The sequence below is a fragment of the Campylobacter rectus genome, from assembly GCF_004803795.1.
GTDB classification, from domain to species: Bacteria; Campylobacterota; Campylobacteria; order Campylobacterales; family Campylobacteraceae; genus Campylobacter_A; species Campylobacter_A rectus.
This window is the reverse complement of sequence record NZ_CP012543.1, coordinates 2,366,863-2,384,445: the sequence shown is the minus strand read 5'-3', so window position 1 is coordinate 2,384,445 and position 17,583 is coordinate 2,366,863. Positions and strand designations below refer to the sequence as shown.

The following is a 17,583-nucleotide window of genomic DNA, read 5'->3' as shown; positions in this document are numbered from 1 at the left end:
ATTAGATTTAAGCTGTATTTTATACTTTATTTAATACTATTTTAGACATCAAATAAAGGATAAAAATGCAAACCATACAAGCAAATTTTACCGCTAGCATAAGCGAGCTAAAAAAATCTCCGGCTCAAATTTTAAAGCAAGCAAAGGGCAATGTCGTAGCGATACTAAACCATAACGTGCCTAGCGCCTATCTGGTACCAAGCGCCGTGTATGAAAAGATGATCGAAATAATAGACGACTATCATCTAAATAAAGCCGTAGATACTGCGCTGGCAAGTGGCGAAAAGCCCGTAAAAGTAAGCTTAGATGAGCTATGAGTTAGAGTTTTTACCTAGCGCTTTAAAAGAGTGGCAAAAACTGGATAATAGCGTAAAGGCGCAGTTTAAAAAGAAGCTCGCCGAGCGCCTAGAAAATCCCAAAGTAGCTAAGGATAAACTACGCGGCTATGAAAATATCTACAAAATCAAGTTAAAGGATGCGGGCTACCGACTAGCCTATCAAGTAAAAGACGCCCAGATAACAATCATAGTTTTAGTCGTCGGCAGAAGAGAAAACGATGAAGCGTATGAGTTGCTAAAAGATAGAATTTAGCGTCGGCTAAATTTAAGCGACATTTGATAGCCAAGTTAAAATTTGCTCCCAAACAGGCTTTTTGTCGTCGTTTTTAAAGCCTAAAAGCAGTTTGATAAATTTAAAAATAAAAATAGCGAGTAAAACGACGTAAAGGACGAAAACGCCGACTAAAAATTCGTCAAAATACTCTTTTGAGACGAGATAAACGCCCGCGTACAAAAGTACGCAAACGGCGGTGAAGCCTAAAAACAGCTTTGCTTGGCGGAGTAAAAAATCGCTCATTTTAAATCCTTTTAAATTTAGCCGAGACAAGCCCGAATTTAGTTCGTCAAATTGATAAACAAAATGACCCAAACTTAGCGACCTTGCTAAATTTGTGCTAAAAACAAAGTGTGTTAAAAACCCAAATGGTTAAATTTATTTCAATTCATAAAATTTTATAACATACTCCATATCTCTCGTTTGAGAATCTAATATTTCTACCAATATTTAATATATCGCACAATACTATTCTATCTGGATGGTTGTGGTTATTTTCGCTGGCAGAATTTACAAAAATAGAATTTGGAAAATCTTCTAGTATTTGCTTATTCCAAGTATTTTTTGAGCCATGATGAGGTATCTGAAAGACGCCCGTCTTTTCTAGATATTTTTCAAAACATTGTATAAAAGAATCGTAGTATGGCTTTTCTTTATCAGAGGCGCTATCGACTAGCGATATATCTCCAGTCAAAATAGTACCGTTTGACATTAATCCACAAACCCTTGATTTACGAACGTAAAACCGGTAAAAATCATGGATATAACGGCTTAATTTTAGTCCACAGATACAACAGCAGCGCATTAATAGTCTTAGGTCGTCACGCGGGCCGTGGTATAGGCATAGGCTGGATTGATTTTGTTCGCTATTGTTGTGGTGAGTTTTTATATATTTTTTGTAAATATCTTGTAATTCTTGTTTTGAGCTAGGTTTTTTAATAAATTCTTCTAAAGAAGAGTCATCGAGTTTCTTTTTTATCTCACTTTCAATGCCATAATAGTCTTTGGATTTTAATTCTACGTTGTAAAATTTAAACTCCCAGATTTTCTCAAGATCAAATTCTTCTTTATTGTTTATAAATACATTTTTATTAGGTATTTTCATTTTACCTGGAATATCATTTGCGCGTGGTAATTCAATATGGTCATCTCCTAAAATTCCAATACCTCCATTCATATTGTTTGTCGACGGAACAAGTATGATATTTCCTATGTTTGCAGCTATACCGTAACCGTATATAAAACATACAAAAAGCAAGTAATCATCTAGATGGTAATATGGGATAAAAATATTTTTAACTTTAGTATCTCTTAGAAGTTCACTTACACCATTCATATGGTCTTTGTCAAAGTGCGAAATCACAAGCATATCTAACTCTTTATCACACCCTAGTATTTCCTTGAAGTTTTCAACTCTTTCGTTGATTCTATTTTGGCTTGTGCTTCCGCAGTCGTATACGAAACTAAATTGGCGACCATTAACATTAAGGATACCCCAATAAAATAGACCCTGCCCTACCATATCAAATTTAAATTTTCCATGCACCATAGTGACTCCTTTATAATATTTATATTAAAACCCGACCTTCTTATCCTCGCCGAAATTTGAGCTCATCTCGCGTTTGATCTCGCTTTCAAAGTCGCTCATCGTAAATATCCCGTCCTCGCGTACGGCTACTTTTAGCGCGGTATTTTTGAGCGCGAGCATGATTTGCGCGCCGCTTAGCTCAAATTTAGCCAGCTGTTTGACGTCGAAATTTTCCTCAAAGCTCGCATTTTCGGGTAGCACTTTGCGCCAGATCGCAAGGCGAGCGGCGAGGTCGGGCTTTTTAAACTCGATCTTATAATCAAACCTGCGAGAAAACGCGATATCCAGGCTTTGCAAGAAGTTCGTCGTGGCGATGAGCACGCCCTCAAATCGCTCGATTTGCTCCAAAAATATATTTTGCATTTGATTGTGCATCTTGTCCGCGCCGCTGCCGCCCTCGACGCGCGTGCTTAGAAACTGATCGGCCTCGTTTAGCAGCAGCACGGGCTCGCTTTTGCTCTTAGCGCAGATTTCTTTGTAGGTGTCGAAAATTTTACGCACGTTTTGTTCGCTTTCGCCGACGTATTTGCTCAAAATTTTAGAGCAGTCAAAGCTAAGAACCTGCTTTTTTAGGCTCTTTGCGAGGCTTAGCGCGCTCATGGTTTTGCCCGTACCAGGCGGCCCGTAAAAGATGATTTTGGCGTCCACGTTTTTGCGCGACTTGATGCCCCAACTAGATAGGCGCGCTAGTACGCGGCGATCTACTTGTTTTAGGATCGCGTCCAGTAGCTCTTTTACCTTGACGTCCAGCACGACGTCGTTTATGTCGGTAGAGGGCTCGATGAGCTCAAAGATTTCCTGCTCTTTTACGAGAGTTTCTAGCGCTAGTTTTTTGCTTTTGCTCTCGGTTTTTGGGTGCATTACGCTTTGTAAAATTTCGTCGGTTATGTAAAACGTCCTGCTAAAGCCGCCGTAGGTATTTAGCGATTCGTCGTAGTCGATGAGGCCGTTTTCGATTAGCTTTGAGCCCTCGTCGAGTAGGGCGCGATTTTTGATGCGCTCAAATTCGTCCGCACTTAAAATCCCCACAAGCGCGTTTAGATCGCGGTTTGCGTCCGTTTCGCCGACGTATTCTTCCTTTAAAAGCGCGAGGAAAATAAGCTGTTCTTTGTCGTTTAGCGCGTTATCTTTGAAAATTTGCTCGACGGAAACCAAAATTTTGCTTAAATTTAGCCGTTTTTCGATGATGGCTTCTAGCTCTTTCACGTCTTTTTCGAGGCGGCTTTTGGCGTCGCTTGATACGTTTTTGCTAAAAAACGAGAGCTTGCCGTAAAGCTCCACACGCAAGAACTGGTCTTTTAGGTAGTCGAGGTGATCGGCGTAGGGCGCGACTGCAGGCAGCGTGAGCTCAAACTCGCCTTTTTCTAAAATTTTTAGAAAAAGCGGCGATAGCGAGATCTCGCTGTGAAGCAAGCCGAGTAAATTTGAGCCTGCGCCCTCTGCGCCCTGGTTTTTAAAGATAGAAAAGCCCTGCACGATCCAGCCGCTCTCTAACAGGTTTTTTACGTCTGTAAGTCCTGCTAGAAATTTGTACTCCTCGCTGCCAAAAACTGCGCAAAGCACGTCGTAAGCGCTACTTTGCGGAGTGCCTTCGACGTAGCCTTTGCTTAGATGGCGTAAAATTTTCGCCTCGTTTTCGCTGCATTTTATGAGCGAGGAAATTTTAGAATTTTGCTCTTTGCCGATAAACTCTATCAAAAACCGCACTAAATTTCACCCCTTATCTGCTCTTTTAAAACGCGCTTTAGCACCTTGCCCGTCGCGTTTTTAGGCAGTTCGTCTTTAAAATAAATGGTCTTTGGAATTTTAAAATTCGCCAAGTGTTTTTTGAGATGCGCGCGGATCTCTTTTTCATCCAGGCTCATATCTTCTTTAAACTGGATAAACGCCGTGACCTCCTCGTCCGCGTGCTCGTCTCTGACGCCGATAACGGCGGCTGCCTCGACTTCGGGTAGCTTAAAGAGCACCTCCTCGATCTCGCGCGGATAGATGTTGATGCCCTTTGAGATGATGAGGTCTTTTTTGCGGTCGACGATAAAGATATAGCCCTCCTCGTCGATCTTAACGAGATCGCCCGTGCGCAGCCAGCCGTTTATGATCGTATCGTCGGTCGCATCGGGCATGTTTAGGTAGCCTTGCATCACGCAGTCGCCTTTTACGATGAGCTCGCCCACTTCGCCTGCGGGCAGCTCCATCATCTCGTCGTTTATGCATTTTACTTCGTAGCCAGGCAGCGGCAAGCCGACGCTTGAGATTTTTTGCTTTTGCAGCGTGTTTGCCGAGACGATAGGCGAGCATTCGCTAAGGCCATACCCCTCTATCAGCACCGCGCGCGGAAATTTAGCGCGAAAATCGGTGATAGTTTGCTCGGCCAAAGGCGCTCCGCCGCTGATGAAAATTCTAACGCAGTTAAACCAGCGAAAATACCACGGGATTTTGGCCTTGCCGATAGCCGTGTAGATCGCCGGCACGCCTAAAAATACGGTCGCGCGTTTGAGCAGGACTTGTTTTAGGACGTTTGAAAACGGAAAAATCGATCTAACCAAAATGAGCGAACACGCCGCAAATATCGGCAGCAGCACCATCGCCGTGAGAGTGAAACTATGAAACATCGGCAAAAACACCGCAAACCTATCCCGCGTGCGCACGTGAAAGACTTCGTGCGCGCATCCTACGTTTGAGATGAGGTTGCGGTAGCTGATCATCGCGCCCTTTGGCTTGCCCGTGGTGCCCGAGGTGTAGATGATGTGGGCTAGGTCGTCAAGCTTCGGTCGATCGGTCAAATTTAGCTCGATTTTACAGCCTAACGCGTGCGCGTAGCTGATGTTTGTTTCGTCAAATTCGTCTCTATCGCCGATCCAGATGATTTTTTTTATCGCCGTTTTGCTCTCCAGCCCTCTTATCTCTTTTGCAAGTTGAGCGGAAGCAAATAGAAATTTCGCTCCGCAGTCGTTTATGATGTATTCGAATTCTTCGTATTTTAAAAATGTGTTTATCGGCACGGCAATCGCGCCAAGCAGCGTGATAGCAAAGTAGCCGACGATAAATTCGGGCGAGTTGCTTACGATCATCGCGACGCGCTCGCCCTTTTTCACACCCATACCTTGCAAAAACGCCGCCAGCGTAAATGCGTCCTCTCGTAACTGTTTGTAGCTAACTTTACCCGTTTCGGTATAGACCGCGATGCCGCTGCCGTTTTTAGCTATCGCGGCATTTAGCATGTCCTCGAAATTTTCATAAGGGTAGTTCATTACCGCGCCTTAAAATTTATATTTTACGTTCAAATTTATCGCCTGAGCGTTGCCGCGCTCGAATTTGCCGTTTGGATAGAGCCCCTGCGCGTTTGAGTAGTAGCTCACGTCGCGCGCTTTTCTGTCTTGGTAGAAGTAGCTGGCTCCAAGCTCCAAGGCGTCCGTAAATTTATAGTTAAAGCCCGCCGCATAAATAACGGCCTTGGTGTCGGGCAGATCAAAGCCCGTGGTGTCGGCTCTGGATGCGGCCTCGTCGAAAGTGATCGCGCCCATCAGGCGAAGCTTATCCGTCGCGTCGTGCGCTACGCCGATGCGATAGGCGTTCGTATCTTTCCAGTCGCGCTTTTTCGGCGCGTCAAATGCCGCGAAAAACGGGTTTCGCAAGTGCATCGCCGAGGCGCCCGGGTAGTTGAAGTCAAGCTCCCTCCACGCAGACCAGTAGGTTCTCTCAAAGTCAAAAAGCAGCGTGGTGTTTGCGATTTTGTAGGAGAGGGCTAAATTTAAGCTTGCAGGTAGCGGTACGGATAGCTTTGCGCTGCCGCTATATGAACCGCTTGGAAATGCTCCCCTCGGATGCGCCGGCGCTTTGATTTCGGTGTCGCCTTTTAGTTTCATATTTACTTTTGAGCGGTAGGTGGCCGCTAGGCTCAGATTTGAAGTTGGTTTATACGTGATTGCGGCGTTATAGCCGAAATTTATGCGGTCGCCCTTGATGTCTTGGGATGCGGGTAGGGCGCCTGAGATCTCTTGCACGGCCTCTCCCTTGGCGTAAACGGCGCGAAATCCGAAGGCGACGGCTAGATCGTCCGTGAGCGCATAAGCGACGCTAGGATTTGCCTCGATCACTTTTAGGTCGAATTTTTTGGAGGTGGCTTTTGGTAGTTTTTCGTCCCACCTCATCGACATTCCGGCCGGCACGACGACTGATAGACCAAAGCGCCAGTTGCTAAAATGCGGCGTCATAAAGTGAAAGGTCGGCACGAGCGCAGTCACTCTTTTTGACGTAAATTTGGCGCCGTTTTTATGCGTGTACCTCGTTTTTGCCATATGTAGGTATGCAAGCGAGCTCTCCAAATAGTGCCCACCGTCTAAAAATACCATATTCGCCGGGTTGTTATAAGCCGCATCCGGGCCGAAGCTCGTCGCGACGTTTGAGTTTAAAAGCGCGACGCTATCGCCGCTTTGCTCCGGGATTTTAAAGCCCGCCGCATTTAGGTAGCAACAAGCCGCAAGGCAAACGCCGATATATTTTTTCATTTATTCTCCTTTAAAATTTCTTAAAATTTTTATCTCATCCGCCCAGACGCTCTCGTCGATCGTTTCTAGGATCAACGGGATGTCGTCCGTGCGGGGGTCGTTTATGATGTTTTCAAATGTCTTCAAGCCCAAAAAACCCTTGCCTAGGCTCTCGTGGCGGTCCTTTTTGCTGGCTAAGTCGAATTTCGTATCGTTTAAATGCATGCCCCGTAGCATCTCGCGCCCGACTATCTCGTCAAATTCGCCCATCACGCGCTCGTAGTCGTCTTTGATGTCGTATCCCGCGGCAAAGGTATGACAGGTGTCCAGGCACACGCCGATCCTGCTTTTATCGATGCAGTTTTTGATGATAAAAGCCAGGTGTTCAAATTTAAAGCCCAAATTTGAGCCTTGGCCCGCGGTATTTTCGATGACTAGCTTTACGTTTTGGCTATTTTCGAGTAGGAAATTTACCGAATTTGCGATATTTTGAAGGCAAATTTCGGGTGAAATTTCGTTTAGATATGAGCCAGGATGAAAATTTATCATACGAAGTCCGAGCGCTTCTACGCGGTAAATTTCGTCCAAAAAGGCGTTAATCGACTTTTGACGCTGCTCGGGGCTTGGGTGGCCTAAATTTATAAGGTAGCCGTTGTGGGGCAAAACGTGTCCGGGCTCGATATGGGTGGCTTTTAAATTTTGCTTAAATTTGGAAATATTTTGGGGCGTTAGCGGTTTGGCTTCCCATTGGCGCTGATTTTTGACAAACATAGCAAAGGCGTTCGCGCCGATATTTGCCGCATTTAGCGGAGCGTTTTCTACGCCGCCCGCGATGCTCACATGCGCGCCGATAAATTTCATTTAAGCTCTTTTATGATGATTTTTATGCGGTTTTTAGTGTCGAAAAAACCGATATTTTTACCGCAAACTTCGTATTTTATTGAATATTTACTTATATCTTGTATAAAACCGCACGAATTTGTCATTACATTTGCGCCGTCATACAGCGGCTTGCGCTCTAAAATTTCGGCGAAAAAGTCGTCGTATCTCTCTTCAAGAAAGAATTTCTTGTTAAATTCTTTTTTCTCAAAGCATGCGCCGTTCATACAAATTTTGTCGTTTATTTTGAGATTTACCGTATTTACGCCCGAGCTGTAAATTTGCAAATTTAGCTGATTTGCGCTTTTATGCAGGAAGCCCACGTCGTTGATTTTTAGCGGCGGAGTGAGGATGGTGACGATAAATTTATCGGATGTTTTTTGGCTTTGCAGCGCGGTGCAGCCGCCAAATGCTAGACACGCAAGCGCAGCCAAAGCGAATTTAGCAAATTTTTTCATGATTTTTTATCCTTAGTTTAAGCTATTTTTTATTATCTTTAATGTAAAATCCCATTTCCGTCGATTCGTGGCCCCTTCGTCTAGCGGTTAGGACATCGCCCTTTCACGGCGGTAACACGAGTTCGAGTCTCGTAGGGGTCACCACTTCATTTTAAATTTCACAAAAGATTTTAATTTTATCCGCTTATCGCTTAAACGCCCTTTATCTAAATAATTTTTCTTAAAATCCAAATTTAACTGCGGAGCCGTTTGCGGCGTATTTTGCAAAATCAAATTTCATCTCGGCAAATTTTAATCGCTGCCAAATAAGCCAAAATTCGTCAAATTTAATCGCCTCAAAATGCGATGCTTCGCGCGTCAAAAGCGCAAAATTTGATCCCCAAACGCCCATATTTGCCCGCTCAATCAAATTTAAACCCGTTTTGGCTATAATCGCGCCCTAATTTATAAAAAAGGAAAAAAATGTTCGATTGGATTTTTTTGCCCGAGGCGTGGCTGTCGCTCGTGACGCTAACCGGGCTTGAGATCGTGCTTGGTATCGACAACATCATATTTATCGCGATCCTAGTCGGCAAGCTCCCGCCCGAGCAGCGCGACAAAGGCCGCATACTTGGACTTTCGCTTGCGATGCTAACGAGGATTGCGCTTTTGCTTTCGCTATTTTGGATTATGAAGCTCACCAAGCCGCTGTTTAGCGTGTTTGATTTCACGATCACGGGGCGCGATTTGGTGCTGATTTTGGGCGGACTTTTTCTCATCGGCAAGTCCACACTCGAGATCCACTCAAGCGTCAGCGGCGAGCACGAAGAGCACTCGGCGAGCAAGGGGCATGCGAGTTTCTGGATCGTTATCGCCGAGATTGCGGTGCTTGACATCGTCTTTTCGCTCGATAGCGTCATCACCGCAGTAGGTATGGCAAACCACATCGAGATCATGATCCTAGCCGTGATGCTTGCGGTGGGCGTGATGATGTTCGCGTCTAAGGGCATCTCAAATTTCGTCGATAACAACCCGACGATCAAAATTCTCGCGCTTGCGTTCTTGATCCTGATCGGCTTTACGCTCGTGGGCGAGGGGCTCGGACTGCACGTGCCTAAGGGCTATATTTACTTTGCGATGGCTTTTTCTCTGGGCGTGGAGCTCATCAACATCTACGCTCGCAAAAAGTCGGCAAAGCGCGCCAAAGAGGCTCAAAAGTAAATTTGAGCCTTTAAATTTGCTCTCGGCGCGCAGGACGGCAAATTTGACGCTTCGGCTTTTGTTATTGAGGCGTCAAATTTAAACGGGGCGAATTTGAGCGGTAAATTTAAAAAGCAAAGGAGCTAGCGTGGACGTAAAAGGCGAATTTTTAGAGATTTTAGAGGGGCTTAGGAGTAAAAAGCTAGCGGCATTTTCACAAAAACTCATCAAAAGCCCCGAAATTTTAGGCGTCAAGACGCCAGAGCTAAGACGCCTGGCAAAGCAAAATTTCGCTCGGTTAAATTTGGAGCAGATCGCAGGTTACGAGCCGTTTTTTCACGAGGAGTTCATGCTAAAGGGCTTTTTGATAATGCTCATAAAAGACGACAAAGCCAAATTTAAGCTATCGAGCGAGTTTATCAAAACGATGCCAAACTGGGCGGTGACGGACGGCTTTGAGCCTAAATTTGCGGGTGCATGCTACGTGAATGCGCTGCTAAAGCAAGCTCTAAGCTCAAATTTAGAATACGAAAAGCGGTTTTTCTACGTTTATTTTATGCGCAATTTTGGGGCGCTTTCGCTTGAGCGGTTTTTTGAAATTTGCGCCGAGGAAAAGGACGAGCGATACTACGTGCAAATGGCGGCTGCTTGGTGTTTAGCCGAGGTTTTTATCAAATTTGACGGCGCGGGGCAGCAGCTGCTAGAGAGTGAGCGACTGAGTAAATTTACCCACAACAAAACGATCTCAAAGATCCGCGACAGCTACCGCGTGCCAAAAGACGTAAAAGACGCGCTTTTGGAGCTCAAAATCAAGTGAATCTCACAAAAGAGCCCGTAAACAAGCTCGTGCTGCGTCTGGCCGCGCCCGCGGGCGTCGCGATGAGTTTTAACACGCTTTACAACGTGACGGGCGTATTTTTTGCCGCGCGCATCTCGACGCAGGCGTTGGCGGGCTTTTCGATGAGTTTTTTGCTCTACATTAGCGTCGTGGGCGTGGGGCTCGGTTTTGGCTCGGCGCTAACGGCGCTTGTGGGCAACGCTCTTGGCGGCGGCAAGGATCGTCTGGCTAAAATTTACGCCGCAAAGGGCGTATTTTTCGTGCTTCTTTGCGCAGTTTTCATGGGGCTTTTCGGCTTTATTTTCACGCCGCATCTGCTTAAGATTTTAGGCGCGAACGAGGAGTTTTTACGCGAAGCTATGGCGTATAATCGCGTGATATTTCTTGCTTCGCCCTTTTTCTTGCTCATAAAATCTCTAAACGGCGTGCTGGTAGCCGCGGGCGACACGAAGAGCCTGCGAAACTGGCTTTTTGCGGGACTTTTTATAAATTTAGGCTTTTGCTTTTTTTACGTGGATTTTTGCGGGCTTGGTATCGGCGGGATCGCGCTGGCGACGGCTTCGGTGCAGCTTTTGGGTTCGCTATTTTTAGGCGTCAAAGTCGCAAAAACGGGTATGATAAATTTTTTAAATTTACGCTCATTTGCTCCCGAGCTCGCCATCTACCGCAAAATTTTAGCCCAAGCCCTGCCCGCATGCCTAAACTACCTCTCGATGTCGCTTGGCGGACTCGTGCTCATGCACTTCATCGGCCGTTACGGCACGCACGCGGTCGCAGGTTATGGCCTCGCGCTGCGCATAGAGCAGATCGTTATGCTGCCCACGACTGGCATCGCATCGGCGGTGCTGGGTATCGTGTCGCAAAACTTCGGTGCTCGCGAATACGCCAGAGTGCGCGGATGCTACGCTTATTCGGTCAAATTTTTAGCGATTTACTGCATTTTCGCGGCGGCTTTTTGCCTTGGTTTTGGCGGGATTTTGGTCGGTTTTTTTGACGAGACGCCCGAGGTCGTGAGCGCGGCGAGGAGCTATTTTGCGGTAAATTCGCTAGCGTTTATGGGCTACGCGCTCATAAATCTCTCCGGCTCGACGCTTCAAGGCGTAAAAAGACCGGCGGCGGTTTTTGTTTTAAATTTTATCCGCCAGATAGTGCTGCAAATAGCGCTTTACTCGCTCGTAGCCGATGTTTTTGGTGGCGAGTTGCAAGACATTTTTAAGGCAATGTTTTTTAACGTTTGGTTGATCGGGCTGACGTTTTTCTTTTATACCAAATTCGTTCTTAGACGAGTTTGCGCGACCTGAAACAAAAATTTGCGGCGATTTTCAAATTTAAGCTTATTTTTCTTGACATAGCGTATTTTTTTGGCTACAATGCCCCTTTTCAATAAGTAGGCTAAACTCGCAATGCCTCGGGGTGTAGCGCAGGCTGGTTAGCGCATCTGGTTTGGGACCAGAGGGCCGAAGGTTCGAATCCTTTCACCCCGACCATTTTGTTAGATGGTGAGTGTAGCTCAGTCGGTTAGAGCATCAGATTGTGGTCCTGAGGGTCGTGGGTTCGATTCCCATCACTCACCCCACTTGGGCGCTCGTAGCTCAATTGGATAGAGCGACAGACTTCGGATCTGTAGGTTATGGGTTCGACTCCTATCGGGCGCGCCACTTTGTTTTTATGCGCTCATAGCTCAGCTGGATAGAGCAACGGCCTTCTAAGCCGTAGGCCTCAGGTTCGAATCCTGATGGGCGTACCACTTTATTATTGTTGTGCGGATGTGGTGAAATTGGCAGACACGCCAGACTTAGGATCTGGTGCCTCACGGCGTGAAGGTTCAAGTCCTTTCATCCGCACCATCCAAAACTCCCTAAAATACGATATTTCAAGACTTAAGATTTCAAAAGGTAATCCGACGGGTAACCCAAACTTCTTATTTTTTATGGCTCTCTTTAACTTAAGCTCATACAAAGGGGCAGTAAGTTACGATGAGAACTATGTTCTTGAAAAGTAACGAGCGTAGCGAAGTTAAAAAACAAATATATAGTCCGTTCCCGAATTTCAGAGAAGAAATTTAGAGAAATTCTCAAGTACTTTACAGAAGACATAGAAGCATCAAAGATATCAAATTTAACTAAAATTTCAGAAGTAACGCTATGTAAAATATTTAGAGAAATAAGAATTCTAATGTCTAAAGAGTGTGAAAAGATAAGTAAATTTAGCGGTGAGATTTCCAGCTCGCAAGCTCGCCTAGAAGCTTCGCTTTGAGATTGATGAAAGTTACTTCGGATCTAAAAGAGTAAGAGGAAAAAGAGGTAGAGGTGCAGCAAATAAAACTCCGGTATTCGGTATGCTTAAAAGAGACGGTAAGGTCTATACCCAGATAGTTAAAAACTGCTCTGCTAATGAACTGATACCGATATTATCGGAGTTTAGCGAGCTTGATAGTTCTACTATCTATTCTGATTGTTGGAAAGCTTATGATGGATTAGTAGATTACGGAGCTAAAGCACACTACAGAGTAAAACACTCCAAAAATGAATTCGCTAATGGTAAAAATCACATAAACGGCATAGAAAACTTTTTAGCTGCGACTTCGTCTTGCTACTGCAAGCAGACGGGGATATGCTAAACATAGATTATCTAAATTTAAAGGCATTAAGAAAGGGAATTTCTTACTTCATCTTAAAGAGTGTGAATTTAGATATAATACTAAAACTACACAGGAAAACTTATATCAGAAACTGTTAAAATTGATAAGAGAGAATCCGCTTAAGTTTAATTGAGCCTTTTTTATTTTTCAAATTTCTTTCTCTCGGATTTATTTAATATTCTAGAGCATCCTATATTGGCCCATTTTATCATTAGAGGTTTTGCTTTGACAGGTCGCCTGAATACTATTTTTGTAATTATGTCTATGGTACTCAGGCGTTGCAAAGTATAACGCTTAATTCTAGCAATATTTAAGAGCGCCAAAAACAAACTATAGTATAATCACGGTAAACAAAAAATACATCGAGGGGCTAAAATGGTAAAAGTGGGATTTAATAACTTTAAGGCATTTGGAGAAAATTTGCTGAAATTTTCAGATAAGCCGATAACTTTAGTATATGGTCCCAACAGCTCTGGAAAATCAAGCTTTTTGCATGCCATGCTATATAGAGAATATCTTTAGGCGGCGGAGATATAAATCTTAAAAAGTCAAATTTTGCCGGGGATGAGTTAGACTTAGGTGGACTTGACAACTTTATCCATAAACACGATACAGATAGAGTAATAACCTATACTTATGATTTTGCGGATCAAGAGTCCATAAGATATCTTTTATACTCCAAGTGTCTTGAGCGCTTTCAGGTGCGGTACGAGAAAGGCTCAAAAAACCTAGATCCAAAATATTTATTTCGGCTTATATGCGAAAAAGGCGGGTTGGAGCGATTTATGCGAGAACATAAAGACATAAGCATAGACGCTAACCTAGATATAGACGAACTAAGAGGCATAGTTAAGAATAACTATGGTATAAAAAAAATAGAAATAAAAGTCAGATCAGGGCTACATCAAGACTTCTTTAAACAAGATATATTTATATTGATTAATTCTAAAGAATATGCAAGAATACGACCTTTTTATAATCGAAATACACCATTAGATGATTTTGCGATTTTTAAGAATATGAATATGGCATTTTCTATTGATTTTTTTATGATGGAGTTTGATAAAGAGCATCCCTTTATAAAAACAGTAAAAGATATCACAGATTATAATGAAAACGATGAAGATGTTAGCGAAACAATTATGGACGATAAAGGCTGTATATGCGGTAAAAATGGAGAAGGTATGTATGCATGGTATGGAGAACAAATAAAACACAAAAACATACACGATATCTTAACCGAATTTGATAAAAGTAAAGGTATCGGCGCTTTGCTTGGAAATGTAGCTCTTTGTATATTCCAAGGACTTAACAACTATAGATACAAGGAAGCTATACAATATTTCTCTCCGCTTAGATTTTATCCCGAGAGAAAAGACCTTGTCTTTGATAAATTTAGCGACACGGTAAGCTACGACAAGGTGCATTCCAGTAAAGAGATATGGCAAAAGATTCTACTTGATAAAGACTCAAGAGAAAAACTTAACGTATGGCTATCGGACGACAAAAAGCTAAAATCAACCTACAAGATAGAAGTAGAAAAATTTTATAAAGTCGACGATCCTAAAAATGTAAAGGAATTAGTAGAGCCGGATATTCAAGAGCTAAAATTTTTGGATTTAAGAACAGGGGTGTTTGTGAGCCCTAGGGATATGGGGCTTGGGATATCCCAGTCTTTGCCGATACTGGCTAGTTGTATGGCCCTTGATAACAGCAGTATCTTTATAGAACAACCCGAACTACATCTACACCCTGCTGTTCAGTGTGAGATGGCGGATGAGTTTATACGGTCTAAAAACAATAACAAAAATAATTTTTTTATAGAAACGCACAGTGAGCATATACTGCTTCGTATTATGAGAAGGTTAAGGTACTCTAGCGAAGGTAAAATAAATAAAAACGATGAACTGTACATAACTCCTGACGATATATGTTTGCTTTATGTCGACAACAACGGCAAGAAGACATACATCAAAGAGCTTGGGCTCGACGAGGATGGAGTCTTACTTGATGCTTGGCCTAATGGCTTTTTTGAAGAGGGATACAAAGAGAGGTTCGAGTAAAAATGCTAAAAGAGATATTCTTAACTCCGGAGGTATTTTTAGGAAGTAATATGTCCGTAAGTAATTTTTACAATCTTAAATCACTCTTGGAAAATATAAGCAGAAGCGGCTTTGTCCTGTCTTTGGAAAATAGGGACTGGATTAAATGCGTTTTATCAAATATATCTTCTTGCGCCAAGCATAAGGATCAGCTACTAAAACTGATAGAATATCTTAAGGACAGAGAAAGGATAGAATTTCAGCCCAAAAGCGGAGCAGAGCCGCAAACCGAAGATGATTGGCTTAAAATCGCCGATAGCATAAACAGCATTAGAAGTATAAATTCTATCTTTTCTTGCAAAAAAACCGACCGCACCTTTGTATTAGACGATCTAGAAAATGTAGATATAGGCGACAAGTACGGCTATGGCGGATCTATAGCTAGACTAAAATCGGAAAAAGAGCTAGAAAACGTAGTATCATATGCTAAAAAGCTCACGATAATAGACCCCTACTTTTATCCGGATGTCTATAGATATAAAAGAACTTTGGAAATAATCGCTAAAAACTTCGGCGAGCGTAGAAATAATAAAACTAAAGGAAGTATAATAATACATTGCAAATTTCAGATAGACAATTATAATCCTTGGGAAAAGAGGTTAGATAAATGGCGAAGTATTTGCCGCCATATACGCTCTAACTACGGACACACTTTAACCATATATGTATGGAAGGAAAAGCAAGGGGGCATAAAGATGCATGAGAGGTATCTGGTGACAAATCAGATTGGGCTAGTCGTAGGAGCAGGACTGGACGTAAACGATAGAAGTACGAGTGAATTTGGACTAAAACAATACAATGAGCTAAACGATATAACGTCTCCGTTTGATAAAAATAATCCCTCGTTTGACTTAGTCTATGAGATAACAATGTAAAATACTAAAAAAGGATAATATATGCTTGATTTTTTAAAATCGCTATTTGGAGTACAAGAAGAAAAAAGGCCCGCAAAAGTAATCGTTGTAAAAGCCGCCAGAAGTCCAATCGCTAGTAAAACAAATAATTCTACGATTAAAAAAACGGATACCGTTAAGGCGGACAATGTAAATAAGCCGAATGAGAAGTTATTTGTAAATGAGATAGATGACAAATACGGATACGTAAACGCCAAAGGCGAGCAGGTTATAGAGTGCAAATTTGATGAAGCCTATAGCTTTACTGAAGACTTAGCTGTAGTAAAAAAAGACGGTAAATACGGATACATAAACACCAAAGGCGAGCAGATTATAGAGTGTAAATTTGATTTGGTTCGTAGTTTTAGCGAAGGCTTAGCCAGAGTTAAAAAAGATAGTAAATACGGATACATAAACATCAAAGGAAATTTTGTAGTTAATGACGAGAATGGAAATCGGATAGAAATATCGGGCAAATTTGATGAAGCCTATAGCTTTACTGAAGACTTAGCTGTAGTAAAAAAAGACGGTAAATACGGATACATAAACACCAAAGGCGAGCAGGTCATAGAGTGTAAATTTGATTCGGTTGGGGGGTTTTAGTGGAGGCTTGGCTACAGTTAAAAAAGACGGCAAATACGGATACATAAACACCAAAGGAAATTTTGTAGTTAATGACGAGAATGGAAATCGGATAGAAATATCGGGCAAATTTGATGAAGCCTATAGCTTTACTGAAGACTTAGCTGTAGTAAAAAAAGACGGTAAATACGGATACATAAACACCAAAGGCGAGCAGGTCATAGAGTTTAAATTTGATAATGCCTATAGCTTTACTGAAGACTTAGCTGTAGTAAAAAAAGACGGTAAATACGGATACATAAACACCAAAGGCGAGCAGGTCATAGAGTGTAAATTTGACTATGCCTACAGCTTCAAAGAAGGCTTAGCCACAGTTAAAAATAACTATAGTTATAGTTATTTTACAATCAACACCAAAGGAAATTTTGTAGTTAATGACGAGAATGGAAATCGGATAGAAATATCGGGCAAATTTGATGAAGCCTATAGCTTTACTGAAGACTTAGCTGTAGTAAAAAAAGACGGTAAATACGGATACATAAACACCAAAGGCGAGCAGGTCATAGAGTTTAAATTTGATGAAGCCTATAGCTTTACTGAAGACTTAGCTATAGTAAAAAAAGACGGTAAATACGGATACATAAACACCAAAGGCGAGCAGATTATAGAGTGTGAATTTGATGAGGTTGGGTATTTTATCGAAGGCTTGGCTGCAGTTAAAAAAGACGGCAAATGGGGATACATAAACATCAAAGGCGAGTGGGTTATAGAGTGCAAGTTTGGTTATGCTCATGACTTCAAAAAGGGCTTGACTGAAGTCATGAAAGACGGTCAATGGGTTGTCATCAACACTAAAGGAAATTTTATAGTGTTTGACGAAGACAATAATCAAATAGAAGTCATAAAAGAAGTTTCAGATAAATCAGGCAATGTCTTCTTGCTGTCAAAAAGCGATGATAAATTTGGGCTTTTGGACGCAAACTATAACGTTCTCATAAAAAATAAACTCTACGGCGAATTTGAAGTAGTGCAAAGAATGAATGAAAATACGTTTTTAATAAAGATGGCGGAGAAGGAGTTTTTTATAGATAGCAACGGCGACTTTAAGTAAATTTTTTAAATGGAGTAGCTATAAGTATTTATTAAATATTATAATATTATTTATTATCTTTATAAGCTTCATTTGTGTGATTTTAGTGTCATTTCTAAGCCGCCAGATCAATTTATTGATTATGATATTTGATAAGTTCTATCAAGTTTATATCTTTGAGTAGCTGGTTTATATGTTCCTTTTTTGTAAAAATTCCTTGTATTCTTATGTTAG

18 protein-coding genes, 6 tRNA genes and 1 pseudogene are annotated in these 17,583 nt (G+C 42.4%); 17 read left to right on the top strand and 8 right to left on the bottom strand.

Translation table 11 applies throughout. The features are described 5' to 3' along the window. The first annotated feature begins 65 nt into the window (after window positions 1-65). Complete coding sequence (locus CRECT_RS11455; protein WP_002944882.1) at window positions 66-317, top strand: type II toxin-antitoxin system Phd/YefM family antitoxin; 252 nt, start codon at window positions 66-68, stop codon at window positions 315-317. Further along, complete coding sequence (locus CRECT_RS11450; RefSeq protein ID WP_002944901.1) at window positions 307-591, top strand: type II toxin-antitoxin system RelE family toxin; 285 nt, start codon at window positions 307-309, stop codon at window positions 589-591. The genes CRECT_RS11455 and CRECT_RS11450 overlap by 11 nt, the downstream gene beginning before the upstream one ends. A 12-nt stretch (window positions 592-603) precedes the next feature. On the opposite strand, the gene CRECT_RS11445 is transcribed toward CRECT_RS11450, so the two are convergent. From CRECT_RS11445 to CRECT_RS11415, 7 genes are all read right to left on the bottom strand, one after another. Then, window positions 604-855, bottom strand: a complete 252-nt coding sequence (locus CRECT_RS11445) for a hypothetical protein (RefSeq protein WP_100067273.1) — start codon at window positions 853-855, stop codon at window positions 604-606. A 145-nt stretch (window positions 856-1,000) separates the two neighbouring features. Continuing rightward, on the bottom strand, window positions 1,001-2,161 hold the full coding sequence (locus tag CRECT_RS11440; protein WP_002944903.1) for an MBL fold metallo-hydrolase: 1,161 nt from the start codon (window positions 2,159-2,161) through the stop codon (window positions 1,001-1,003). 24 nt (window positions 2,162-2,185) lie between these two features. Beyond that, window positions 2,186-3,907, bottom strand: coding sequence for an ATP-binding protein (locus tag CRECT_RS11435; protein WP_002944916.1), 1,722 nt, complete (start codon window positions 3,905-3,907; stop codon window positions 2,186-2,188). Continuing rightward, the gene (locus CRECT_RS11430) at window positions 3,907-5,451 is read right to left on the bottom strand and encodes a fatty acid--CoA ligase (protein ID WP_002944912.1); all 1,545 of its coding nucleotides are present in this window, start codon (window positions 5,449-5,451) and stop codon (window positions 3,907-3,909) included. The genes CRECT_RS11435 and CRECT_RS11430 overlap by 1 nt, the downstream gene beginning before the upstream one ends. Before the next feature lie 9 nt (window positions 5,452-5,460). Continuing rightward, window positions 5,461-6,708: an OmpP1/FadL family transporter gene (locus CRECT_RS11425; RefSeq protein WP_002944905.1), complete on the bottom strand. Its 1,248-nt coding sequence runs from the start codon at window positions 6,706-6,708 to the stop codon at window positions 5,461-5,463. Next, the gene (gene nfo, locus CRECT_RS11420) at window positions 6,709-7,548 is read right to left on the bottom strand and encodes a deoxyribonuclease IV (protein ID WP_002944873.1); all 840 of its coding nucleotides are present in this window, start codon (window positions 7,546-7,548) and stop codon (window positions 6,709-6,711) included. Beyond that, window positions 7,545-8,024, bottom strand: a complete 480-nt coding sequence (locus CRECT_RS11415) for a hypothetical protein (protein ID WP_002944899.1) — start codon at window positions 8,022-8,024, stop codon at window positions 7,545-7,547. Before CRECT_RS11415 ends, nfo begins: the two co-directional genes overlap by 4 nt. 69 nt (window positions 8,025-8,093) lie before the next feature. Here CRECT_RS11415 and CRECT_RS11410 point away from each other — a divergent pair. Further along, window positions 8,094-8,168: transfer RNA gene (locus CRECT_RS11410), tRNA-Glu, on the top strand. Window positions 8,169-8,244: 76 nt separating this feature from the next. Here CRECT_RS11410 and CRECT_RS11405 read toward each other — a convergent pair. Then, a complete protein-coding gene (locus CRECT_RS11405) occupies window positions 8,245-8,433 on the bottom strand; it encodes a hypothetical protein (protein WP_039888254.1) in 189 nt (62 codons plus the stop codon). 53 nt (window positions 8,434-8,486) lie between these two features. Here CRECT_RS11405 and CRECT_RS11400 point away from each other — a divergent pair, with 53 nt between their 5' ends. From CRECT_RS11400 to CRECT_RS11335, 14 genes and pseudogenes are all read left to right on the top strand, one after another. Beyond that, entirely contained in the window at window positions 8,487-9,224 is a 738-nt protein-coding gene (locus tag CRECT_RS11400) for a TerC family protein (RefSeq protein WP_002944859.1), read from the top strand. Window positions 9,225-9,351: 127 nt separating this feature from the next. Then, window positions 9,352-10,020: a DNA alkylation repair protein gene (locus tag CRECT_RS11395; RefSeq protein WP_002944895.1), complete on the top strand. Its 669-nt coding sequence runs from the start codon at window positions 9,352-9,354 to the stop codon at window positions 10,018-10,020. After that, window positions 10,017-11,342, top strand: a complete 1,326-nt coding sequence (locus CRECT_RS11390) for an MATE family efflux transporter (RefSeq protein WP_002944915.1) — start codon at window positions 10,017-10,019, stop codon at window positions 11,340-11,342. Before CRECT_RS11395 ends, CRECT_RS11390 begins: the two co-directional genes overlap by 4 nt. 108 nt (window positions 11,343-11,450) lie before the next feature. Continuing rightward, window positions 11,451-11,528, top strand: a tRNA-Pro gene (locus tag CRECT_RS11385). Between the two features lie 12 nt (window positions 11,529-11,540). Then, window positions 11,541-11,617 (top strand) — tRNA-His (locus CRECT_RS11380). Window positions 11,618-11,622: 5 nt separating this feature from the next. Then, a tRNA-Arg gene (locus CRECT_RS11375) sits at window positions 11,623-11,699 on the top strand. 12 nt (window positions 11,700-11,711) lie between these two features. Continuing rightward, window positions 11,712-11,788: transfer RNA gene (locus tag CRECT_RS11370), tRNA-Arg, on the top strand. Window positions 11,789-11,803: 15 nt separating this feature from the next. Then, window positions 11,804-11,888 (top strand) — tRNA-Leu (locus tag CRECT_RS11365). Window positions 11,889-12,072: 184 nt separating this feature from the next. Further along, window positions 12,073-12,815 (top strand): annotated as a pseudogene (locus tag CRECT_RS11360) (IS1595 family transposase). Between the two features lie 242 nt (window positions 12,816-13,057). Beyond that, window positions 13,058-13,204, top strand: a complete 147-nt coding sequence (locus CRECT_RS13280) for an AAA family ATPase (RefSeq protein ID WP_002946202.1) — start codon at window positions 13,058-13,060, stop codon at window positions 13,202-13,204. Between the two features lie 263 nt (window positions 13,205-13,467). Beyond that, entirely contained in the window at window positions 13,468-14,745 is a 1,278-nt protein-coding gene (locus CRECT_RS11350) for a DUF3696 domain-containing protein (RefSeq protein WP_039888792.1), read from the top strand. Window positions 14,746-14,795: 50 nt separating this feature from the next. Further along, on the top strand, window positions 14,796-15,659 hold the full coding sequence (locus CRECT_RS11345) for a hypothetical protein (protein WP_039888790.1): 864 nt from the start codon (window positions 14,796-14,798) through the stop codon (window positions 15,657-15,659). A 21-nt stretch (window positions 15,660-15,680) separates the two neighbouring features. Next, window positions 15,681-16,280, top strand: a complete 600-nt coding sequence (locus CRECT_RS11340; RefSeq protein ID WP_124853034.1) for a WG repeat-containing protein — start codon at window positions 15,681-15,683, stop codon at window positions 16,278-16,280. After that, entirely contained in the window at window positions 16,258-17,370 is a 1,113-nt protein-coding gene (locus CRECT_RS11335) for a WG repeat-containing protein (protein ID WP_407643369.1), read from the top strand. Before CRECT_RS11340 ends, CRECT_RS11335 begins: the two co-directional genes overlap by 23 nt. Window positions 17,371-17,583: the final 213 nt, after the last annotated feature.